The sequence below is a fragment of the Tsukamurella sp. PLM1 genome (assembly GCF_023168325.1).
Classification (GTDB): domain Bacteria; phylum Actinomycetota; class Actinomycetes; order Mycobacteriales; family Mycobacteriaceae; genus Tsukamurella.
In genome coordinates, this window is sequence record NZ_AP025688.1 from 2,557,822 (window position 1) to 2,579,880 (window position 22,059).

Below are 22,059 nucleotides of genomic sequence, written 5' to 3' on the forward strand. Positions count from 1 at the left end.
GATGAGGGATGCGCGCGATCACGGTGACACAGCACGGCGGCCCGGAAGTCCTGACCTACGGCGAGGCGCCGGATCCCGTCCCCGGCCCCGGCCAGGTGCTCGTCCGGACCGGCGCCATCGGGGTCAACTTCATCGACACGTACTTCCGGGAGGGCATGTACCCCACCGCCCTGCCCTACGTCCCGGGCAGCGAGGGTTCGGGCACCGTCGTCGCCCTCGGCGAGGGCGTCACGAACCGCGCCGTGGGCGATCGGGTCGCCTGGTGCGACGGCCCGGGGTCGTACGCCGAGCTCGTGAACGTCCCGGCCGACCGCACCGTCGTCGTGCCCGACGGTGTGCCGCCCGAAGTCGCGGCGTCCGTCCTGCTGCAGGGTATGACCGCCCACTACCTGACCCACGACTCGCACCCCGTGCAACCCGGTGACACCGTGCTCGTCCACGCCGGCGCGGGCGGCACCGGACTGCTCGTGACCCAGATGGCGACCGCCCTGGGCGCCCGCGTTATCACGACGGTCTCAACCGACGAGAAGGAGCGGCTCTCGCGCGCGGCGGGCGCATGGCAGGTGCTGCGCTACGACGAGGACGTGGCGGCGCGCGTGCGCGAGCTGACGGACGGGGCCGGCGTCGCCGCGGTCTACGACGGCGTCGGCAAGGACACCTTCGAGGCCTCCCTGCTCGCGACGCGGCACAAGGGGGTCGTCGTGCTGTTCGGCGCCGCGTCCGGGCCCGTCCCGCCCTTCGACCTGCAGCGCCTCAACCCGCTGGGCTCGCTGTTCGTGCAGCGCCCGACGCTGGCGCATCACGTCGCGACCGCGGAGGACTTCGCGCGGCGCAGCGGCGCCGTTCTCGACGGGCTGCGGGACGGCTCGCTGACCTTCACCGTGGGCGTCACGTACCCGCTGGCCGACGCCGCGCGGGCCCACATCGACCTGCAGGCCCGGCGCACCACCGGCTCGGTGGCGCTACTGCCCTGACGGGGCGAGGGCGGCGGCACCGTCGGACGGACGGGACGCGAGCCAGCGGCGGTACCGGCCCAGCGCCCCGCGCACGACGACCAGGTCGCGCACCAGCGCGAACACCGGGAGCACGCCGGGGCGAGGATCGCGGCCGGCGGCCATCCGGCGCAACTGGTACCGCACCTGCGCCATCGACGTCATCGAGGCGAGCGGCTTGTTCTTCCAGGTCACGGGCCGCAACGTCCCGACGGTGCCGTGCCCGGCCCGCCAGCGGGACGGCAGGTCGGGGGTGAGCGACAGCGCGGTGCCGATGCCGACGAGCGCGACGTTCTCGGCGAGGACGGCATCGGCGGTCTCGCGACGGGTGATGCCGCCGGTGAGCATGAGCGGGACCTCACTGGTCACCGCGAGGTCGGCGGCGAGCTCGAGGAAGTAGGCCTCACGCGCGACGCTGCGGGCGTCGCCGGGGCGGCCGTCCGTGGCCGGCGCGGTCGAGCGGCCGGTCATCGCCGGGCTCTCGTAGCTGCCGCCGGAGATCTCGATCAGGTCGACGCCGAGCGGGACGAGCATCGCGATGACGGCCTGGGCATCGGTGGCGTCGAAGCCGCCGCGCTGGAAGTCCGCGGAGTTCAGCTTCACGGCGACGGCGAAGCCCGGCGCGACCTCGGCGCGGATCGCGCGGACCGTCTCCAGCAACAGCCGCGCGCGGTTCTCCAGCGCGCCGCCCCACTGGTCGTCGCGCGTGTTGACCAGCGGAGAAAGGAACTGCGAGAGCAGGTACCCGTGCGCGGCGTGCACCTCGACACCGTCGAATCCCGCCTCTTCGGCCCGGCGCGCCGTCGTGGCGAAGCGGGCGATCGTCGCGCGGATCTGCGCCTCCGTCATCGCCGTCGGGGTGCCGAACCGCTTCGACAGGGCGCTGCCGAGGTCGACGGACTTCGCCGACGGGCCCCAGGTGACGCCGGGCATGTCGGACTGCACCTGGCGGCCGGGGTGGCTGATCTGCATCCAGATCCGCGCGCCGCCGGCATGTGCGGCTGCGGCCCACGCGCGGAACGGCTCGATCGGCGAGAGTGCGTCGAGCACGATCGCGCCCGGCCCGGTGAGCGCCTCGGCGTGCACCATCACGTTGCCGGTGATGAGCAGCCCGGTTCCGCCGGCGCCCCAGCGCCGGTAGAGCTCGACGGTGCGCCCGTCGGGCGCCTGATCCGCCCCGGCGAGGCCCTCCTCCATGGCGGCCTTCGCGATGCGATTGGGCAGGACCGCGCCGGAGCGCAGCGTGAGCGGGGAGAACAGGTCGGACACGGGAACGCCTCTCGTCGAAGTAAGCATCGCTCACATCATGTGAACGCTGCTAACACTAGAGCGTCATGTAAGCGGTGTCAACACTGCGGTAGATTGATGCCATGTCCACCACGTACCATCACGGCGACCTCCCCGACACCCTGGTCAGCGCCGCGGTCGAGATCCTCGACGAGGAAGGCGGAGCGACGGATCTGTCGCTGCGCGCCGTCGCCCGGCGGGCCGGTGTCTCGACGGCCGCACCCTATCGACACTTCCCGGATCGGAACGCGCTGATCTCGGCGGTCGCGGCGGTCGGCTACCACGAACTGGCGGCCGCACTGATGGAGGCGAGCCCGGCACCGTCGGCGCCCGAGGACCTGGCCGACATAGCCGTGGCGTACGTGGACTTCGCGCTGCAACGCACGGGCCTGTTCCGGGCGATGTTCGCCGAGCCGTGCGGCACGGATCCCGCGCGCGCGGAGGCCGTGGTGATGATCACCGGGTACCTGAACGCGCTGGTGGCCCGGACCCTCCCGACGGACGACGCGGAAGCCACGGCGACGGCCGTGTGGGCCCTGGTGCACGGGCTCGCGTTCCTGCACCTCGACGGCAAGCTGGACGCGACGGACCCGGCCGAAGTGCACCGTCGGGTCCGTGCCACGGTCTCGGCGGCGCTGGGCGGCCGCGCCTGAATCCGGCGCGGCATCAGCCGTGAGGCCGCGGGCCGCCCCGCGGACCTCAGTGCCGAGCAGCTGCCAGACGGTGCTGTAGTTGAGGATCGAGTCCACCGACAGCGCGCAGAACAGCACGGCCAGGTAGTTGTTCGACTGCAGGAACACCTTGAGCGGCTTGATCTCCTGCCCCGCCTTGGTCTGCTTGTACAGCTTGTGCACCGCGTACAGGAACCAGCCGCCGCACAGCACGGCGGCGGCCGCGTACACCAGGCCGGCGGCGGGGATCAGCACCAGGGTGGTGATCACGGTGGCCCACGTGTACCAGACCATCTGCCGCGCGACGGTGGTCTCCGGCGCCACGACGGGCAGCATCGGCACCCCGGCGGCCTTGTAGTCCTCGCGGTAGCGCATGGCCAGCGCCCAGGTGTGCGGCGGCGTCCAGAAGAAGATCACCAGGAACAACACCACGGCGGGCCAGGCGATGGTGCCGGTCGCGGCCGCCCAGCCCACCAGGGTGGGCATGCAGCCGGCGGCGCCGCCCCACACCACGTTCTGCGAGGTGCGGCGCTTGAGCAGCATCGTGTACACGAACAGGTAGAACGCGATCGTGACGAGCACCAGGACCGCCGAGAGCACGTTCGCCATCATCGACAGCCACGCGAACGACGCGGCCGCGAGCACCAGGCCGAAGATCAGCGCGTGCCGCACCGGCACCGCATGCCGCGCGAGCGGGCGCCGCTCGGTGCGCTTCATCTTCTGGTCGATGTCGGCGTCGGCGACCATGTTGAGCGTGTTCGCGGACGCGGCCCCCAGCCAGCCGCCGAACAGCGTGGACAGGATGAGCGGCAGGTCCACGTGCCCGCGGTCCGCCAGCAGCATCACGGGAATGGTGGCGACGAGCAGCAACTCGATGACCTTGGGCTTGGTCAGCGCGATGTACGCCAGCACGGTGTGCCAGGCGCGCCCGGCGAACGAGGCGGGGATCGGCGCGGCCGCCGAGCGAGCGTCAGGGGTGTTCGTCCCGTGCCCACCCTTGAAAACCATCGTGTGCCGCACTCTCTCCTGACGGGCCCGGGCTGTACCGGGCACTTATTCATCGCGTCCGGGGCTGACCGGGCGCGCCGCGAGGCAGGCGCCCCACCGCGGGTCGGCGACCGGCGCCGACCCCATCTACTACGCCCCATGGTAGTCCTCCGACCCCGCCCGGGAAGAATCGGGATCGGGTCCGCACCGAAACGCCGGGTGATCACCACCGCGCTACCCGACAGTTCGCACTGACCGTGCACCGCCGCCGAGTAGGGTTCACACTTGAGCACGCATCCCCACACGACCAGGAGAGCCCTTCCGCCGTGACCAGCACCGCCGAGATCCACGCACTCACCACGCCGCACCACCCCGCCGACTGGACCGACCTGGACACGCGCGCGGTGGACACCGCCCGGGTGCTCGCGGCCGACGCCGTGCAGAAGGTGGGCAACGGCCACCCCGGCACCGCGATGAGCCTCGCTCCTGGCGTACACGCTGTTCCAGAAGGTCATGGTGCACGACCCGTCGGACACGCACTGGATCGGCCGGGACCGATTCGTGCTGTCCTGCGGCCACTCGAGCCTCACGCTGTACCTGCAGCTGTACCTGGGCGGCTTCGGCTTGGAGCTCGGCGATCTGGAGGCGCTGCGCACCGAGGGCTCGCTGACCCCGGTCACCCCGAGTACGGGCACACCAAGGGCGTCGAGATCACCACCGGTCCCCTGGGCCGGCCTCGCCTCGGCGGTGGGCATGGCGATGGCCTCGCGCTACGAGCGCGGCCTGTTCGACCCGGACGCCGCACCGGGCACCAGCCCGTTCGACCACTTCGTCTACGTCATCGCCTCCGACGGTGACATCGAGGAGGGCGTCACCTCCGAGGCGTCGTCGCTGGCCGGCACCCAGCAGCTCGGCAACCTGATCCTGTTCTACGACGACAACAAGATCTCGATCGAGCACAACACCGACATCGCGCTGTCGGAGGACGTGGCGAAGCGGTACGAGGCGTACGGCTGGCACGTGCAGTACGTGGAGGGCGGCGAGAACGTCACCGCGATCGAGGAGGCCACCGCGGCGGCCAAGGCCGTCACCGATAAGCCGTCGATCATCATCGTGCGCACGGTGATCGGGTTCCCCGCCCCGAACAAGATGAACACCGGCGGCGTCCACGGTTCGGCCCTGGGTGCCGACGAGGTGGCCGCGGTGAAGGAGATCCTCGGCTTCGATCCCGCCAAGAGCTTCGACGTGGCGCCCGAGGTCATCGCGCACGCGCGCGAGCTGGTGAAGCGCGGCCAGGCCGAGCACACGGCGTGGAACGTGCGCTTCGACGCCTGGGCCGCCGCGAACCCCGAGCGCAAGGCGCTGCTCGATCGTCTTGAGGCCCGCGCGCTGCCCGCCGGCTGGGACGCCGAGCTTCCCACCTGGTCCGTCGGCGACAAGGCCATCGCGACTCGCGCCGCGTCGGGGGCCTTCCTCGCGGCCGCCGGCCAGACCCTGCCCGAGCTGTGGGGCGGTTCCGCCGACCTCGCCGGCTCGAACAACACCACGATCAAGGGCGCCGACTCGTTCGGTCCCCCGTCGATCTCCACCGAGGACTGGAGCGCGCAGCCCTACGGTCGGACCCTGCACTTCGGCATCCGCGAGCACGCGATGGGCGCGATCCTCAACGGGATCGTGCTGCACGGCCCCACCCGCCCCTACGCGGGTACGTTCCTGCAGTTCGCGGACTACATGCGCCCCGCCGTCCGGCTCGCCGCGCTGATGGACATCGACCCGATCTACGTCTGGACGCACGACTCCGTCGGCCTCGGCGAGGACGGTCCCACCCACCAGCCCGTCGAGCACCTCACCGCGCTGCGCGCCATCCCGGGCCTCAACATCGTCCGGCCGGCTGACGCGAACGAGACCGTCGCCGCGTGGAAGGCGACCCTCGAGCGCACGGGCGGTAACGGCCCCACCGGCCTCATCCTGACCCGCCAGGGCGTGCCGATTCTGGCCGGCACCTCGTCGGAGGGCGTCGCGCGAGGTGGTTACGTCCTCTCCGACCCCGACGGTGCCTCCCCGGACGTCATCCTCATCGGCACGGGCTCCGAGGTGCAGCTGGCCGTGGAGGCCGCGGAGATCCTCGCCGCCAAGGGCGTTCGCGCGCGCGTGGTGTCGATGCCGTCGATCGAGTGGTTCCACGCCCAGGACCGCGAGTACCAGGACAGTGTGCTGCCGCCGGCAGTGAAGGCGCGTGTCGCGGTCGAGGCGGGCATCGCCCTGTCGTGGTGGCCCATCGTCGGCGGCTTCGGCGAGATCGTCTCGCTCGAGCACTTCGGCGAGTCGGCGTCCGACAAGGTCCTGTTCGCGAAGTACGGATTCACCGGCGACGTCGTGGCCCAGAAGGCCGAGAAGTCCATCGCCAACACGAAGGGATAGCTGATAACCATGGCTCAGAACCCGAACCTGGCCGCACTGTACGAGGCGGGCGTCTCCGTCTGGCTCGACGACCTGTCGCGCAGCCTGATCGAGTCCGGCAAGCTCTTCGAGCTCACCGAGACCGATTCGGTCACCGGCGTGACCACCAACCCGGCGATCTTCCAGGCCGCACTGTCCAAGGGCACCGAGTACGCGGCGCAGGTCGCCGAGCTCGCCGCCCGCGGCGCCGACGTGGACCAGACGATCCGCACCGTCACCACCGACGACGTGCGCGCGGCCTGCGACGTGCTGGCGCCCGTCTTCGAGAAGACGGGCGGCCTCGACGGCCGCGTGTCGATCGAGGTCGACCCGCGCCTGGCCCACGACACCGAGGGCACCGTCGCCCAGGCGATCGAGCTGCACAAGATCGTCGACCGGCCCAACGTGCTCATCAAGATCCCGGCCACGCTCGCGGGCCTGCCCGCGATCAGCCGCGTCATCGCCGAGGGCATCTCGGTGAACGTGACCCTGATCTTCTCGGTGGAGCGGCACCGTCAGGTCATGGACGCGTACCTGGACGGCATCGAGGCCGCGGCCGCGGCGGGCCGGAGCGTGGCCGACATCTACTCGGTCGCCTCGTTCTTCGTCTCCCGCGTGGACACCGAGATCGACAAGCGGCTCGACGCCCTGGGCACCGACGCGGCGCTCGCGCTGCGCGGCAAGGCCGGCCTGGCGAACGCGCGCCTGGCGTACGCGGCGTACGAGGAGGTCTTCGGCGCGGCGCGGTTCGCCGCGATCGAGGGCGCGAACGTGCAGCGCCCGCTGTGGGCGTCGACGGGCGTGAAGAACCCCGCCTACCCCGACACGCTGTACGTGGCCGAGCTGATCGCGCCGAACACCGTCAACACCATGCCCGGCGCGACGATGGCGGCCTTCGCCGACCACGGCACCGTCACCGATGGCACGATCCTCGGCCGCGCCGAGGATTCCGCGCAGGTCTTCGCCGACCTCGAGGGCGCAGGCGTCGACCTGTCGTCGGTGTTCGACCAGCTCGAGACCGAGGGCGTGGACAAGTTCGAGCAGGCGTGGGGCACCCTGCTCGATGCGACGGCCGAGCAGCTCAAGGCCGAGGCCTGACACCTCGATGACCTGGACGAACGAACTCCGCGATCCGCGGGACCGCAGGCTTCCCGGATCGCGGGGCCGTCGTCCCTGGTGATCTTCGGTGTCACCGGCGATCTGTCGCGCCGCAAGCTGATGCCCGCGGTGTACGACCTGGCCAACCGCGGCCTGCTCCCGCCCGGGTTCTCACTCGTGGGCTTCGGCCGGCGCGCGTGGTCCGACGAGGACTTCGCCGCGACGGTCCGGGAGGCGGCGAAGAAGCACTCCCGCACGGAGTTCCGCGACGACGTGTGGGACCGGCTCGCCGAGGGTATCCGATTCGTGCAGGGCGCGTTCGACGACGACGCCGCATTCGACCGGCTGTCGGTGACCCTGACCGACCTGGACCGGACGCGTGGCACGGGCGGCAACACCGCGTTCTACCTGTCGATCCCGCCCGACGCCTTCCCCACGGTGTGCGAGCAGCTCAAACGCTCGGGCCTGGCGGATCAGTCGCAGGGCTGGCGCCGCGTCGTCATCGAGAAGCCGTTCGGGCACGACCTGGAGTCGGCCAAGAAGCTCAACGCGGTGCTGGGCGATGTCTTCCCGGAGCAGTCGGTGTTCCGCATCGACCACTACCTGGGCAAGGAGACGGTCCAGAACATCCTGGCGCTGCGCTTCGCGAACCAGCTGTTCGAGCCGACGTGGAACAGCCACTACGTGGACAGCGTCCAGATCACCATGGCCGAGGACATCGGTCTCGGCGGCCGCGCCGGCTACTACGACGGCATCGGGGCGGCACGTGATGTGATCCAGAACCATCTGTTGCAGCTCATGGCCCTGGTCGCGATGGAGGAGCCCACGAGCTTCCATCCGTCGGAGCTGCAGGCGGAGAAGATCAAAGTGCTCTCGGCGGCGTCCCCGGTGCAGCCGCTGGACGAGACGTCGGCGCGGGGCCAGTACGGCCCGGGCTGGCAGGGCAGCGACAAGGTCGTCGGCCTGCTCCAGGAGGAGGGCTTCAGCGCCACCTCGACCACGGAGACGTACGCGGCGATCACCGTCGAGATCGCGTCGCGGCGGTGGGCGGGCGTGCCGTTCTACCTCCGCACCGGCAAGCGCCTGGGCCGCCGCGTCACCGAGATCGCGCTGATCTTCAAGCGCGCCCCGCACCTGCCGTTCGACGACACGATGACCGAGGAACTGGGCCAGAACGCGCTCGTCATCCGGGTGCAGCCCGACGAGGGCGTGACTCTCCGGTTCGGCTCGAAGGTGCCGGGCAGCTCCATGGAGGTCCGCGACGTCAACATGGACTTCACCTACGGCGAGGCGTTCACCGTCAGCTCCCCCGAGGCGTACGAGCGGCTGATCCTCGACGTGCTGCTCGGCGAACCGTCCCTGTTCCCGGTGAACGCCGAGGTCGAGCTGTCGTGGCGGATCCTCGATCCCGTGCTCGCACTGTGGGCCGCGGGCGGCGCGCCCGAGGAGTACGAGTCCGGCACCTGGGGCCCGGCGTCCGCGGACGCGATGCTGGCCCGCACCGGAAGGACGTGGCGCCGACCATGATTCTCGATCTCCCGGACACCTCGACCCAGGACGTGTCCAAGCAATTGGTCCGGCTCCGCGAGACCGGCGGCGCCGTCACGCTCGGCCGCGTCCTCACACTGATCGTCTCCGCCGACGAGGGCGAGCCCACGGAGAGCGCGATCGAGGCGACGAACGCCGCGTCGCGCGAGCACCCGTGCCGCGTCATCGTCCTCGCCCGCGGTTCGCGGGCCGAGCCGACCCGGCTCGATGCGCAGATCCGGGTGGGCGGCGACGCCGGCGCCTCCGAAGTGGTGGTGCTGCGGCTGTACGGCGAACTCGCCGACCACGGCGCGTCGGTGGTCGTACCGTTCCTGCTGCCGGACACGCCCGTTGTCGCCTGGTGGCCGGGCGCCGCGCCCGTGGAGCCGGCCGCCGACAAGGTGGGCCGGCTCGCGTCGCGCCGGATCACCGACTCGATGACCTCCCCGACCCGGTTCAAGCCCTGGACCTGCGCCGCGTGGGCTACACCCCGGGCGACACCGACCTCGCGTGGTCGCGCATCACGCCGTGGCGGGCGCTGCTGACCTCGGCGCTCGATCAGCCGCCTTTCGAGCCGATCACGGCAGCGGTGGTGACCGGGCCCGCGGACAGCGCGGGTGTCGACCTGCTCGCGGGCTGGCTGCACGCGCAACTGCGGGTCCCGGTACGCCGGCGCGCCGGCAGTTTCGAGGTCCGGCTCGATCGGGAGGGCGGCCCGCTCACCCTGGAGTTCGACCAGAACTCGACGGCCGTCCTGGTGCGCCCGGGCCAGCCCGACGGTCGCGTCGCCATCCGCCGACGGGACGTGGCCGGCTGCCTCGCGGAGGAGCTGCGCCGGCTCGACGACGACGCCGTCTACTACACCGCGCTGGGCGGCGTGCCCGGCGTCGACCGATCGGAGATGCCCTGATGACCGCACCCAGCGCGCCCGCCGTCCGCCGGTTCGACGATGCCGCCGACCTCGTCGCCGCCGCCGCCGACGACCTCGTGGCCGTGATCGCGCGGGCGCAGGCCGAGCGCGGCTTCGCCTCGATCGTCCTCACGGGCGGCACCAACGGCAACGCCCTGTCGGCGGCGTTGCGCGAGCGGGCGATCGATTGGTCGCGGGTCGACGTCTTCTTCGGCGACGAGCGCTTCGTGGCGGGCGACCACCCCGACCGCAACGTGCTGCAGGCCGAAGACGCCCTGCTGAACCACGTGCCGGTGCCCGACGAGAACGTGTACCGGTTCCCCGCCGCCGACGAGTTCAGCGGCGACGGCGCGCTGGCCGCCCGCGTGTACGCGAAGCGGTTGGCGGACAACGCCGCCGCCCGCGGCAACGGCGTGGTCGTGGGTGGTTCGCTGGTCCCGAGGTTCGACGTGCACCTACTGGGCATGGGCGGCGAGGGCCACGTCAATTCGCTGTTCCCGCACACCGACGCGGTGCGCGAGCGGGACCTGCCGGTGGTGTCGGTGACGGACTCGCCGAAGCCGCCGCCGAAGCGGCTCACCCTGACGCTGCCCGCCGTGGCCGCCGCGCGCCGCGTGTGGCTGCTGGTGTCCGGCGCCGAGAAGGCGGAGGCCGTCGCCGCCGGCGTGGGCGGTGCGTCCCCCGACGACTGGCCATGCGCCGGCGCGCACGGCTCCGACGAGACCGTCTGGTACGTCGACGGGGCCGCGGCGGCTCAGCTGCCCTAGGACTGCTCGAGCACGATCGTCGGGACGCCCAGTTCGCGGTCCTTGACGGTCGCGACTCGGGTGCCCGGCTTCGCGCCGCGCTTCACGTCGCCCATCGTGATCCCCTGCGCGGTGAGGCGGGCGTGCGTCGCGTCGGCGTCGGCGGTGCGCCAGGCGAGACCCCACAGCGCGTCCGGCCCGGCCGGGTCGGCGTCCTGCAGGATCACCTCGACGAGCAGTTCGCCGCGTCGCAGGAACAGTTGGTGCACGCCCCAGGGCTGCAGGCGGTCCAGCCGCAGGTCGAAGTCGAGCCGGCCACACAGGGTCGCGATGACGCGGTCCCGGTTCGGTGAGGTCAGCACCACGTGGTCGACGCCGGTGATCTCCGCCCCGGGCGGGGTGCCGGGCACCGTCGGGCCCGCGATACCGAGCACGAGCCCGTCCGCCGCGCCGGCGAATCCGCCGTCGACCTCGGCGACCGCGAGGCCGCGGCGCTCGGAGAGCTTCGCCGCGACGACGGGGGCGTCCGCCGCGACGAGCAGGCCCGCGCCGCTCGCCCACGGCGGTGCGCCGACGGCGACGTCGACACCGCCGAGCGTGTACCGCGCGGCGGGTTCCGCCCCAGCAGCCGTGCGTGCGCGGGCCGCGCACCGTCGGGAACGTCGAGGACGAGTAAGTCGCGTGCCGTCACCCCGTCATCCTGCCCCATCCGCCCCGGGCGACGCCGTCCCGGACCACGTCTTCCACCCGTCCCCGGCGGCCTTGATCCCGACGGTGCCCACCTGGACCGCGATGTCCTTACCGGTCGGGGTGGTCGGAGCCGCGGTGAACCAGCGATTCACCAGACCGTTCATCACGCGCGTCGAGCCGGCACCCGACGCCCCGAGGTCTGCGGCGCGGACCGCGGCACCGTCGACCCTCGCCGCCGCCCGCTGCAACGCCTGCGCCGCCTCGCCCAGCTTGCCGAGCCTGCCGGCGAAGGATTCCAGCTTGGTGCTCAGCGTCCGCAGCATGCCCGCGAACTTCTGTCCGAGCTGTGCGCCGCGCAGGATCGCGCCGTTCGTGAAGGTCGCGAGGGAGCCGCCCATCGTGGGCGCGGACGCCGCGGCCGCGATCGCGTAGCCGGCCACCAACCAGCCGAGGTAGCTCGACAGCTCGTCGCGGATGGTGTTGCGCACCTCCACGACCAGGGTTCCCGCGGCGCTCAGCCCCGCACCCGCGGCCCGCGCCGCGGTGCCGAGGGCCTCGCTGTGCCCCGCCAACTCGGTCGTCGCGGACCGGTACGCGTCGGCCGCGGCGCCCTGGAATCCCGCGCTCGTGCTCGAACCCGCCTGCGCGACATCGCCGGCCACCCCGGTGAGCGGCGTCGCGACCTCATCCGTCCAGGTCGTGACCACCGACTCGATCGCCTCCGGGTTCCCGGAGACGGCGTTGAGCGCCGTGCGCAGGATCGGGTTGTGCTCGATCGTCCAGCCGAACCCGGCGGCGCCGATCGCCCCGATCGGGTCGGCCACGACGTCGCGGACCGCGCTGACCGCCCCGTAGGCCGCGCCGCCGAACCCGATCCAGGAACCTTCGCCCACGGCCTCCGCCGCGTCGCGGACCGACTCGGCCAGCGGCACGCCGTCGATCAGCCCGGTCATCGGGGCGTCCCGGACGCGCCCGAGTCGTCGGCGGCCACGAGTTCCCGGGCCGTGCGTTCGAAGTCCCGACGGTGCGCGGCCAGCTCTGCCGCATGCCTGCTCACCGCGCCGCCGACCTGCTCGAGCGCGACGTTCACGGCCAGCATCAGCGGCGCGAACATCGCCCCGAAATCGCCCGCGCCGACGCGCGTCCGCCCTGCCGAGCCGGCGTTCTGAACCGTCCCGGCGATGTCCGTGAGCGCCTGCGCGTGCCCCTGGACGGTTTCCGCCGTGAGCTCGAAGTCCGTCATCGCTCCCCCGTGTACTGATTCCACATCTCGTGGTCCGGATACCAGTGGGACGTGATCGAGTGGACCTCCCTGGCCGCTGCCCGCTCGGCCAGGGAGGCCGCTGTCATGATCTCGGCGCTCAGAGCCTCCCCCGAGTACTCCATCGCGCGCCCCGCGATCACCACCCCCGTGAGCCGTCCCCCGATTCCGACGGTGACCCGCACATCCCCCGTGCGGCCGTCCCCGTGCCCACTATCTGGGCCAATCGCTCACGGACCTCGTGCGCCTGATCCGCCACGGCATCCGCTCGTGCCGCATCGGACCAGACCTGCGGTGTGGCAGCCAACTCGTTCCCCCGATCTCGTTGGTTTTTCCTCCGCATCAATTAGACGCACCAACTCGGCGATCGGTTCCGAGATTGTGTTTCCGCAGGTCAATCGGCCATGCGCCGCACCGTAACACACAAGTTAATCAACATTCGTGCACCCCTGCTTGTTTTGATCGCGGCGGTTCTGATTAAGTGGTGCTCAACAAGCCCGCTTCACCCTGCAGAAAGGTGGTCATCTCATGGCCGCACGCCGCCGCTCGAGCTGGATGAACGAGGAGCTCGACGCCCTCCGCGATCTCGCGGACAAGTTCCTCGCCAAGGAGCTCACTCCGAACATCGAGAAGTACATGGAACAGCACCACGTCGACCGCGACCTGTGGAACAAGGCCGGCGAGCTGGGCCTGCTGTGCCTGTCGATCCCGGAGGAGTACGGCGGGGGCGGCGGCGACTTCCGCCACGAGGCCGTGCTGATCGCGGCGCAGGCCCAGGCCTTCGACACCAGCTGGGGCGTCTCGCTGCACAACGGCATCGTCGCGCATTACATCCTCGCGTACGGCACCGAGGAGCAGAAGCAGCAGTGGCTGCCGAAGATGGCCTCCGGCGAGGCGGTGGGCGCCATCGCCATGACCGAGCCCGGCACCGGCTCGGACCTGCAGAACGTGAAGACCCGCGCCATCAAGACCGGCGACGAGTACGTGATCAACGGCAGCAAGACCTTCATCACCAACGGCAGCCAGGCCGACATCATCATCGTGGTCTGCAAGACCAACCCGGACGAGGGCGCCTCCGGCATCTCGCTGGTCCTGGTCGAGGGCGACCGCGAGGGCTTCCGGCGCGGCAAGATCCTCAACAAGATCGGCCAGAAGGGCCAGGACACCTCGGAGCTGTTCTTCGACGACGTCCGCGTGCCCGTCGCGAACCTGCTCGGCACCGACGAGGGCCGGGCTTCTACCAGCTGATGCAGCAGCTGCCGCAGGAGCGCCTGATCATCGGCCAGGCCTGCGTCGCCGGCATGGAGGTCGGGTTCGAGGAGACCCTGCGCTACGTCAAGGAGCGCGAGGCCTTCGGCCGCCCCATCTTCGGCTTCCAGAACACCAAGTTCAAGCTCGCCGAGGTGATCACCGAGACCACCATCGCCCGCGTCTTCGTCGACGACTGCATCGAGAAGCACATCAAGGGCGAGCTCGACATCCCCACGGTGGCGATGGCCAAGTGGTGGACCTCCGACCGAGCGCAGGAGGTCGCGAGCGAGTGCCTGCAGCTGTTCGGCGGTTACGGATACATGGCCGAGTACCCCGTGGCGCGCTTCTGGGTCGACAACCGCGTCCAGATGATCTACGCCGGTACGAACGAGATCATGAAGGAGATCATCGCGCGCACGCTCTGATCTCCACGCGCGCAACGACTCCACACACAACGCCCGGACAATCATCTGAACGGATGATTGTCCGGGCGTCGGTGCATCTGATCGGGTTGACGGATGCAGCCGTATCCGCCCCAACAGCCCGGGTCTCCGTACGGGTACGCCCCTCCGCCCGCGCCGCGCCGACGGTCCGCCCTTCCCTGGATCCTCGCCGGCGTGTCGGTGGTGTGCGTCGTCGTCCTGGTGGCGGGCGGGATCTACTGGTGGCACTCCCGCCCGTCCGACGGTGACTCCGGCCCCGTCCCGGGGCAACTCACCGCCGAATTCCCGACGGCCCCGTCGGTCGCGTGGACGGTCCGTCCCTCGGACGTCGGCGCGTCGACGTTCTTCTCGACCAACTTCACGGCCTCGCAGTACGGGTCGCCCGGCGGCGCCACCGATGGGCGCTTCGTCCTCACCGGCGCAGAGGTGAACGGCAGGAGCACCGTGGTCGGCATCGACGCCGCCGGCCGCGCCTGGGTGCCCGACCAGTCGTTGGCGTGCGCGGATCAGGTCGTGGCCGGCCGCACCGCCTGCCGCGTGAGCCAATCGGACGACTCCCGCGTCTTCATCGCCGACCTCGCCGGACGGACGGTGAGCGCGGGAGTGCCCGCGTCCGACAAGCACTTCGGCATGGTCGCCTACAACGGCGAGGCCGCGTTCCGCACCTCCGACACCAGCATCATGCGGGTCACCGCGAGCGGCGTCGAGTGGTCTCGGCCGGTGACCATGCCCGAGTCGCCCGGCGGGGACTTCCACGCCGCACTCGCGACGAGGTCGCTGGTCAGCTTCTACTACGGCGGCGCCGCGTACGTCGCGTCGGCCGGCGACGGCACCGTCCTACACACGTACACCGGCAATCGCGCGCGCATCCTGCCGAACGGCGGGATGGTGGTCGCGGACTCCGGATCGGGAACGAACGCACCGATCACCGTGATCGCCCCCGCCGGCGAGGTCCTGCACCCCGGCCGCGGCACCGTCGGCGTACCCACCGTGGCCTCGCCCGGCCTGGCCGGTGCCGTGATCGTCGACGGCGTCCTCCATGACGCCGCCGGCAGCGCCCTCTGGTCCGCCTCCGTCTCCGCCTCCACGAACAATCGCGTCGTCGAAGCGCCACTGGTGAGCACTCGCGTCACGGTCCTCGAGTCGGACTCCGGCTACCTCGGCATCGACACCGCGACCGGACGGGAGCTCTGGCGCGACCAGTCGGGCATCGGCCGGGTGGGATCGAGTGGCGGCACCAGCGCCCTGACCGACGGTCGATACCTGATCTTCCCGTCCGGCACCGAACTCGTCGCGATCGACACGACGACCGGACGACGAGCATGGTCGATCCCGTCGCCGCTCGGGTCGGGCGAGCAGGTGGGCGCGCTCCTCGCGGTGGGCGACACCCTCGTCGTCGTGGGCAAGAACGCCGTGGTCGGCTACAAGGCGACCGGCGGAGCGGCCCGCGCCCCCGGTACGAGCACCGGCACTCCGGCCGAGGGCTCCGGCTCGGACGAGTACTACACGCGCTGCGGCAGCAAGCCGGTGTTCACGCCGCAGAAGTTCCGCACGGAATCGGACGGGCTCGTGGTCACCATGAAGATCACGGCCACCTGCCCGGGCGGCGACGCGCTGACCTCGGCCGGCACCGCGGTCACGATCTCCGACTCCGCCGGCGTGATCGCCAGCGGCACCTTCGACTTCGCGACGAACGCGATCGGCGTCCCGAAGCCCGAGGAAGGTGACGACGGGCAGAAGGCCGGCACCACCGTCGATCTGCTGTTCCGGCACGGACAGTTCTTCCGCACCCCCGACACTCTCCCGCCCGCGCATACGGGCAACGGCTCCAGCGGCGCGGGCGGCCCCGGCGGACACCAGTACCTCGTCGACTGCGTGCAGCCCGATTCCGGAACGGGCAGGGCGCGGGTCCCGGCTCCGTCGGCCCCACCCATCGGTTCGACGGGGCCCGGGCCGCAGTCGGGCCTGAACCCCCAGTCGGGCCTGAGCGCCCTGCGGATCCAGGCGGACAGCGACAAGGCGTTCATCCTCGGCAGCCTGAACGATCACTGGGTGGCGCAGCTGTCCAGCAAGCGGGTGGGGCTCGTGGCCGACGGCCGCACCTGGGACGAGAAAGCGATCCTCGACGAATTCCTCGCCCTCCGCCTGCGGTTCGCCGACGTGCGCCTCTTGTACTCCGACGAGTGGCCGGTGTTCAACTACAAGGGCTGGTGGGTCACGGTCGCGGCCGCCACCTTCCCCGGCCCGGACGAGGCCAATCGGTGGTGTGCCGCCAACGGTTTCGACCGCGATCACTGCTTCGCGAAGCTGGTCTCCAGCACCGCGGGCTCCGAGGGCTCCACCCGGTACCGGTGACGCCCGAAATCCGTCGGTTCCGCCCGCTACGATCAGCGCAGAACGAGCGGGAGGGGGATCCATGAGCGAGGGCACGCGCAGCGGCACCACGTTGGGTCCGTACGAGATCGGCCGGCTGCTGGGGCGCGGCGGCATGGGCGAGGTGTACCTCGCGCACGATGCGCAGCGCGACCGCGAAGTCGCACTCAAACTGCTGCACGCCTCGGCGGCGGAGGATCCGCAGTTCCGCGAGCGCTTCTCCCGGGAATCGCAGACGGTGGCGCGCCTGGCGGATCCGCACGTGATCCCCATCCACGATTTCGGCGAGATCGACGGGGTGCTGTTCATCGACATGCGGCTCGTCGAGGGCCGCAATCTCGCGGAGGTCCTGCACGACGGTCCGCTGTCCCCCGACCGCGCCGTCACCCTCGTCGAGCAGGTGGCGGGCGCGCTCGACGCCGCGCACGGCAAGGGCCTCGTGCACCGGGACGTCAAGCCCGCGAACATCGAGCTCACCGAATCGGGCTTCCCGTACCTCCTCGATTTCGGTCTCGCGGTGGCGGATTCGCAGGCCCGGATGACCTCGGCGGGATTGTTCGTGGGCTCGCAGGCGTACGCGGCACCCGAGCGGTTCGACGGTGACTCCGCGACCGTCGCGGGTGACGTCTACTCGCTCGCCTGCGTCCTGTTCGAGACCCTCACCGGGCACGCCCCGTACCGCGGGGAGAGCCTGGGCGCCATGCTCAAACAGCACGTCACCGCCCCGATCCCGCGGCCGAGCGAGGAGGCGCCGGTCCCCGCGGCGATGGACACCGTGATCGCCCGCGGCATGGCCAAGGACCCCGGATCGCGGTTCGCGTCCTGCGGCGAGCTGGCCGCGGCCGCCCGGCAGGCGCTCGCCGGGCACAGTGTGGACGTGCCGCTGCCCGCCCCCGCGTACGACCAGACGCTGATCCGTCCCGCAGCGCCGCTGTCGGATCCCACGGTGATCTCGCAGCCGGGACCACCGGCGGACTCGTACCCCACCGTCGTCTCGCAGCCGTCCCATCCTCCGGCGCCGCGCGGATCGTACCCGCAGGCCCCGTCTTACCCGGCCGCGCCGTCGTACCCGGCCGCGCCGTCGTACCCGATGGCTCCCGTGTACCAGCAGGCCCAGGCCCCGGCGCGCAGTCGCGCCGTGCCGATCCTCGCCGTGGTCGCGGCGGTCCTGGTGGGCGCCACCGCGGTGCTCGGCTATGTCGCGCTGTCCGACCGCGAGAGCCGGCCGGCCGCGCAGACCGCGGGCGTCACCGCGACCGCCACCGTCACCGCCCCAGGCCAGGCCACCACCGAGGCGCCGGCCGCGACCACCACGGAGACGACCACCGCTGCGCCGAATCCGCTCGCCGCGCTGCAGGCACGCGCGGCGGCCGACCGGCCGGTGGTGTTCGCGACGCTCAACAACCGTTGGGTCGCCCAGTTGTCGTCGAAGTACGCCGGTGTCGTCGACCTGGGCAAGGCCTGGTTCGAGGCCGACATCCTGGGCGAGATCGGGTACTTCGACCAGCGCTTCGGCGATGTCAAGGTGCTCTCGAGCGCCGACTGGTCGGTGTACTCACATGATCGCCAGTACTGGATCGCGATCTACGCGGGACTGAGTTGGGACTCCGCGGAACCCGCGAAAGCCTGGTGCCTGCAACAGAGTTTCGATCGCGACCACTGCGCCGCGAAGCTGATCTCGGATACTCACCCCGTGAGCGGCAGCACGTCCTACAACTGACGCTGCAGCGGCCGCAGGGGCCGCTGCGCCGCGGGAATCACGAGAGCGAGTACTCCGCGCAGCACGCCCTTGGCGATGTCGAGGTTGTCGAAGTAGTCCCGCCACAGCACGATCCGCCCGTCGTGCACGTCGAAGCGCCCGCACACCCAGAACCGCACGCGCAGCGGTCCCACCCGCAGTTCGTCGATGCGCTCGGTGAGGACCACGGCACCGTCGGACGCGATGGACGTGACCTCCACCCCGAACCCGACCCCCGGCCTCGCGAGCAGCCGCAGCACCCGCGCCGCGCGGTCGCGCCCGCGCAGCGTGGCCAGGCCCACATTCGTATAGACCACGTGCTCGTCGAACGCGGCGATGGCCGCGTCGGCCCGCCCGTCCGCCATGTCGGCGAGGAAGGTCAATACCGTCGCCTGTTCGTTCCGCAGATCCACGTCAGTCATGCGGCAGACAGTACCGTCGCGGTGCGGCCCCGTCGTCCGCCCTGGGGTGGAGACCGCTATCCGGAGTTCCGCAGCGCGGTGGCCAGACCGTTCATCGTCAGCAGGATCCCCCGCTGGACCTGCGGATCTGTGTCGCCGGAGCGGTAGCGGCGCAGCAGCTCCACCTGCAGGTGATTGAGGGGCTCGAGGTAGGGGAACCGGTTGAACACCGACCGCTTGAGCGCCGGGTTGTCGGCGAGGAGATCGTCGGTCTCGGTGATCGCGTAGTACATCTCGATGGTTCGGCGGTGCTCGTCGGCGATCTTGCCGAACACGCGCTCGCGCAGCGCCGCATCGGGCACCAACTCGGCGTATCTTGCGGCCAGCCCCAGATCGGACTTCGCCAGCACCTGCGCCATGTTCGACAACACGGAGCGGAAGAACGGCCACCGCCGGTGCAGCTCCCGCAAGCGCTCGAGGCGGGCCGGATCTCCGCCGATCCACGTCTCGAAGGCCGTCCCGGTGCCGTAGAACCCGGGCAGCATCACGCGCGACAGCGACCACGCCATCACCCAGGGGATGGCCCGCAGGTCGGAGATCTGCGAGGTCTGCTTGCGCGAGCTCGGGCGCGAGCCGATGTTCAGCGAGCCGATCTCCTCCACGGGCGTGGACGTGGTGAAGTACTCGACGAACCCGTCGGTCCGGTGCACGAGGTCGCCGTAGGCCTCGCGGGCCAGCGCCGCGAGCTCGTCGAGGACCTCGTACGCCTCCTCCGCGCCGTCGCCGAGGCCCTCCACGTCGAGCAGCGTCGACTCGAGCGTCGCCGCGACCAGCGATTCCAGGTTCCGCACCGCGAGAGCCGGTTCCGCGTACTTCGCGGCGATGATCTCGCCCTGCTCGGTCAGGCGGAGCGTGCCGCGGACCGCGCCGGGCGGCTGGGCGAGGATGGCGTCGTAGCTCGGACCGCCGCCGCGGCCGACGGTGCCGCCGCGGCCGTGGAACAGCCGCAGCGTGATCCCGGTGTCCCGCGCCATGGCGACCAGATCCAGCTCGGCCCGATACAGCGCCCAGTTCGCGGCGAGGTAGCCGCCGTCCTTGTTGGAGTCGCTGTAGCCCAGCATGATCTCCTGGAGGCCGCCCTTGCCGTCCACGAGCGACCGGTAGACGGGTACCTCGAGCACGGCGCGCATCGTCGCCGCGCCCTGCTGCAGATCCTCGATGGTCTCGAACAGCGGCACGATGTTGACGGGGCAGTCCGCGCCGCCCCCGGTGTCGGGCCGGAGCAGGCCCACCTCCTTGAGCAGCACGGCCGCTTCGAGGAGATCGGACACCGAGGTGCACATCGAGATGATGTAGTTCGGCACCGCTCGCTCGCCCAGGATCTCGACCGCCCGCGCCGCGGCGCGCAGCACCCCCAACTCCTTGGCGGTCTGCTCGGAGAACTCGGCGCCGGGCCCCACGAGCGGGCGCCGCAGCCGCAGCTCGTCGGTCAACAGCGCCACCCGCGCGTCCTCGTCCAGCGAGGCGTAGTCCGGGTGCACGCCGGCCCACGCGAACAACTCCGCGATGGTGTCGGCGTGCACGTCGGAGTTCTGCCGCTGATCCAGACCCGACAGATGGAAGCCGAAGGTGTGCACGGCGTCCCGCAGATCCTGAAGCCGGTCGTCCGCGATCAGCCCGTCGCCGCCGGCGCGCAGGGACGCGTCCACCACGCCCAGGTCCGCCAGGAGTTCCGACGGTGCGCCGTACCGCTGCGCCCCGATGTCGACCCGATCGGCGAGCGGCTCGTCGAGCGGACCGTCGAGCAGGGCGTCAGCGGTCGCGGACAGGCGCCCGCGGATGCCGTGCAGCGCGCGCCGGTACGGCTCGTCCGCCCGTTTGGGCGAGTCGTCCCAGGCCGCGAGCGCAAGCAACTCGTCGGACACGCTGGTGAGCCGCGAGCTGAGGGCGAGTTCCTGTTCCAGTGCCAGCAGCTCGCGCAGGTAGTGCGCGAGCGCCGTCGCGGCGGCCCGGCGCGACGCCATCGTGACGACCTCGCCGGTGACGAACGGGTTACCGTCACGGTCGCCGCCGATCCACGACCCGGGCCGCACGATCGGCTCGGCCAGCAGCTGCGTGCCGGGGTACAGCTCGCGCAGCCGCTCCCGCGCACCGCGGTTGATCCGTGGCATCACGGCCAGGAACGCGGCGTCGAAGTACCGCAGCCCGTTCTCGATCTCGTCCTGGATCCGTAGCCGCTCGAGGCGAACGAGCGCGGTGTCCCACAGCGTGAGGATCTGGCGCCGCAGCGCGCGCTGCACCTGCTCCTCCTCCGCGCCGTCGAGCTGCGTACGGTCGCGGTACCGCATGAGCTCGGTGATCCGGTGCTGCGTGTCGAAGATCGTACGGCGCCGGGTCTCCGTCGGGTGCGCCGTGATGACGGGCACGACGAGCGCGTGCCGGAGGGCCGAGGTGACCTCGGCGCCGTCGAGCCCCGCGGCCGCGAGGAGCCCGTACGTGTGCGCGAGCGAGGACGCCTGGGGCGGCGCGCCCGCCCGCACGTGAATGGCGCGGCGTCGCTCGCGGTGCAGATCCTCCGCGAGGTTGGCGAGCAACGCGAAGTGCGAGAACGCCCGGATCACGGGGACGGCCTCCCCGGTGGGGAGGTCAGCGAACATCGCGGCGAGCTGCTCCCGGTCGATCTCCGAGCGGCGCACGGCGAACGACTCCCGCCTCGCCCGCTCCACCAGTTCGAAGATCGCGTCGCCGGCCTGCTCGCGGACGGTGTCGCCGAGGATCCCGCCCAGCAGGCGGATGTCGTCACGGAGTGGTTCTGTGGCGGCGCGCGCTGGCTCAGTGGTCATTGCACGCAGTATGCCCTGTTGCACCGCCGTAGTCCCGCCGTGCGCCCATATGGGCGTGCGTCCGCCCGCGTGCAACCGCCGGAAACGCGACAGCGCCGCGGACCCGGGCGGGTCCGCGGCGCTGAGTCGCTCTACCGGAGGCGTCAGGAACTGAGCTTGATGCTCAGGGTGACGCCGACGATGCAGACCGTCCAGATGATGCCCACGAAGATCGTCACGCGGTCGAGGTTCTTCTCCACCACGGACGAGCCCGACAGCGACGACTGCACGCCGCCGCCGAACAGCGACGACAGACCGCCGCCCTTGCCGCGGTGTAGCAGTACGAGCACCACCAGCAACAGGCTCAGAGCGACGATCGCGATCTTCAGCACCAACTGCAAAGTTTCCACGAGGATCCAGCCT

At 71.2% G+C, this 22,059-nt stretch carries 14 protein-coding genes and 5 pseudogenes; 10 read left to right on the forward strand and 9 right to left on the reverse strand.

From position 1 onward, the window contains the following. The first annotated feature begins 8 nt into the window (after nt 1-8). A complete protein-coding gene (locus tag MTP03_RS13230) occupies nt 9-974 on the forward strand; it encodes a quinone oxidoreductase (protein ID WP_248488689.1) in 966 nt (321 codons plus the stop codon). Here the strand turns inward: MTP03_RS13230 and MTP03_RS13235 are convergent. Then, nucleotides 963-2,261 carry an NADH:flavin oxidoreductase/NADH oxidase family protein gene (locus tag MTP03_RS13235; protein ID WP_371820760.1) on the reverse strand — a complete coding sequence of 433 codons (1,299 nt, stop codon included), beginning with the start codon at nt 2,259-2,261 and terminating at the stop codon, nt 963-965. The two genes, MTP03_RS13230 and MTP03_RS13235, sit on opposite strands and share 12 nt — an antisense overlap. Before the next feature lie 101 nt (nt 2,262-2,362). Here MTP03_RS13235 and MTP03_RS13240 point away from each other — a divergent pair, with 101 nt between their 5' ends. Then, entirely contained in the window at nt 2,363-2,932 is a 570-nt protein-coding gene (locus MTP03_RS13240; protein ID WP_248492157.1) for a TetR/AcrR family transcriptional regulator, read from the forward strand. A 57-nt stretch (nt 2,933-2,989) separates the two neighbouring features. On the opposite strand, the pseudogene MTP03_RS13245 reads toward MTP03_RS13240, so the two are convergent. Next, nucleotides 2,990-3,958, reverse strand: a pseudogene (locus MTP03_RS13245) (heme o synthase); the annotation flags it as partial. Nucleotides 3,959-4,383: 425 nt separating this feature from the next. Here MTP03_RS13245 and tkt point away from each other — a divergent pair. The 5 genes and pseudogenes from tkt to pgl all read left to right on the forward strand — a co-directional run bounded on the left by tkt (nt 4,384) and on the right by pgl (nt 10,678). Next, nucleotides 4,384-6,358: pseudogene (gene tkt, locus MTP03_RS13250) on the forward strand (transketolase). A 9-nt stretch (nt 6,359-6,367) separates the two neighbouring features. Continuing rightward, entirely contained in the window at nt 6,368-7,474 is a 1,107-nt protein-coding gene (gene tal / locus MTP03_RS13255) for a transaldolase (RefSeq protein WP_248488691.1), read from the forward strand. Nucleotides 7,475-7,481: 7 nt separating this feature from the next. Next, nucleotides 7,482-9,001 (forward strand): annotated as a pseudogene (gene zwf, locus MTP03_RS13260) (glucose-6-phosphate dehydrogenase). Next, nucleotides 8,998-9,911, forward strand: a pseudogene (opcA, locus tag MTP03_RS13265) (glucose-6-phosphate dehydrogenase assembly protein OpcA). The pseudogenes zwf and opcA overlap by 4 nt, the downstream one beginning before the upstream one ends. Continuing rightward, nucleotides 9,911-10,678, forward strand: coding sequence for a 6-phosphogluconolactonase (gene pgl, locus MTP03_RS13270; RefSeq protein ID WP_248488692.1), 768 nt, complete (start codon nt 9,911-9,913; stop codon nt 10,676-10,678). The pseudogene opcA and the gene pgl overlap by 1 nt, the downstream one beginning before the upstream one ends. Here the strand turns inward: pgl and MTP03_RS13275 are convergent. The 4 genes from MTP03_RS13275 to MTP03_RS13290 all read right to left on the reverse strand — a co-directional run bounded on the left by MTP03_RS13275 (nt 10,675) and on the right by MTP03_RS13290 (nt 12,793). Beyond that, nucleotides 10,675-11,091 (reverse strand): VOC family protein, encoded by a 417-nt coding sequence (locus MTP03_RS13275; RefSeq protein WP_248488693.1) that lies wholly within the window; start codon nt 11,089-11,091, stop codon nt 10,675-10,677. The two genes, pgl and MTP03_RS13275, sit on opposite strands and share 4 nt — an antisense overlap. Nucleotides 11,092-11,352: 261 nt before the next feature. Next, complete coding sequence (locus MTP03_RS13280; protein WP_248488694.1) at nt 11,353-12,300, reverse strand: hypothetical protein; 948 nt, start codon at nt 12,298-12,300, stop codon at nt 11,353-11,355. Then, the gene (locus MTP03_RS13285) at nt 12,297-12,590 is read right to left on the reverse strand and encodes a hypothetical protein (protein WP_248488695.1); all 294 of its coding nucleotides are present in this window, start codon (nt 12,588-12,590) and stop codon (nt 12,297-12,299) included. Before MTP03_RS13285 ends, MTP03_RS13280 begins: the two co-directional genes overlap by 4 nt. Further along, complete coding sequence (locus MTP03_RS13290) at nt 12,587-12,793, reverse strand: hypothetical protein (protein ID WP_248488696.1); 207 nt, start codon at nt 12,791-12,793, stop codon at nt 12,587-12,589. The genes MTP03_RS13285 and MTP03_RS13290 overlap by 4 nt, the downstream gene beginning before the upstream one ends. 343 nt (nt 12,794-13,136) lie before the next feature. Here MTP03_RS13290 and MTP03_RS13295 point away from each other — a divergent pair. The 3 genes and pseudogenes from MTP03_RS13295 to MTP03_RS13305 all read left to right on the forward strand — a co-directional run bounded on the left by MTP03_RS13295 (nt 13,137) and on the right by MTP03_RS13305 (nt 18,395). Continuing rightward, nucleotides 13,137-14,284, forward strand: a pseudogene (locus MTP03_RS13295) (acyl-CoA dehydrogenase family protein). Between the two features lie 192 nt (nt 14,285-14,476). Beyond that, a complete protein-coding gene (locus tag MTP03_RS13300) occupies nt 14,477-16,657 on the forward strand; it encodes a PQQ-binding-like beta-propeller repeat protein (protein WP_248488697.1) in 2,181 nt (726 codons plus the stop codon). A 61-nt stretch (nt 16,658-16,718) separates the two neighbouring features. Beyond that, the gene (locus MTP03_RS13305; protein ID WP_248488698.1) at nt 16,719-18,395 is read left to right on the forward strand and encodes a serine/threonine-protein kinase; all 1,677 of its coding nucleotides are present in this window, start codon (nt 16,719-16,721) and stop codon (nt 18,393-18,395) included. Here the strand turns inward: MTP03_RS13305 and MTP03_RS13310 are convergent. The 3 genes from MTP03_RS13310 to secG all read right to left on the reverse strand — a co-directional run bounded on the left by MTP03_RS13310 (nt 18,386) and on the right by secG (nt 22,037). After that, entirely contained in the window at nt 18,386-18,835 is a 450-nt protein-coding gene (locus MTP03_RS13310; protein ID WP_248488699.1) for a limonene-1,2-epoxide hydrolase family protein, read from the reverse strand. The genes MTP03_RS13305 and MTP03_RS13310 overlap by 10 nt on opposite strands. Before the next feature lie 56 nt (nt 18,836-18,891). Beyond that, a complete protein-coding gene (gene ppc, locus MTP03_RS13315; RefSeq protein ID WP_248488700.1) occupies nt 18,892-21,657 on the reverse strand; it encodes a phosphoenolpyruvate carboxylase in 2,766 nt (921 codons plus the stop codon). A 143-nt stretch (nt 21,658-21,800) separates the two neighbouring features. Next, entirely contained in the window at nt 21,801-22,037 is a 237-nt protein-coding gene (gene secG, locus MTP03_RS13320; protein WP_248492159.1) for a preprotein translocase subunit SecG, read from the reverse strand. Nucleotides 22,038-22,059 lie beyond the last annotated feature (22 nt).

Excerpts from the sequence above, each read along its gene's own strand:
- pgl (WP_248488692.1), top strand. The coding sequence starts at position 9,911 with ATGACCGCACCCAGCGCGCCCGCCGTCCGCCGGTTCGACGATGCCGCC.
- ppc (WP_248488700.1), bottom strand. The coding sequence starts at position 21,657 with ATGACCACTGAGCCAGCGCGCGCCGCCACAGAACCACTCCGTGACGAC.
- tal (WP_248488691.1), top strand. The coding sequence starts at position 6,368 with ATGGCTCAGAACCCGAACCTGGCCGCACTGTACGAGGCGGGCGTCTCC.
- MTP03_RS13310 (WP_248488699.1), bottom strand. The coding sequence starts at position 18,835 with ATGACTGACGTGGATCTGCGGAACGAACAGGCGACGGTATTGACCTTC.
- MTP03_RS13230 (WP_248488689.1), top strand. The coding sequence starts at position 9 with ATGCGCGCGATCACGGTGACACAGCACGGCGGCCCGGAAGTCCTGACC.
- MTP03_RS13285 (WP_248488695.1), bottom strand. The coding sequence starts at position 12,590 with ATGACGGACTTCGAGCTCACGGCGGAAACCGTCCAGGGGCACGCGCAG.
- MTP03_RS13240 (WP_248492157.1), top strand. The coding sequence starts at position 2,363 with ATGTCCACCACGTACCATCACGGCGACCTCCCCGACACCCTGGTCAGC.
- MTP03_RS13305 (WP_248488698.1), top strand. The coding sequence starts at position 16,719 with ATGAGCGAGGGCACGCGCAGCGGCACCACGTTGGGTCCGTACGAGATC.
- MTP03_RS13280 (WP_248488694.1), bottom strand. The coding sequence starts at position 12,300 with ATGACCGGGCTGATCGACGGCGTGCCGCTGGCCGAGTCGGTCCGCGAC.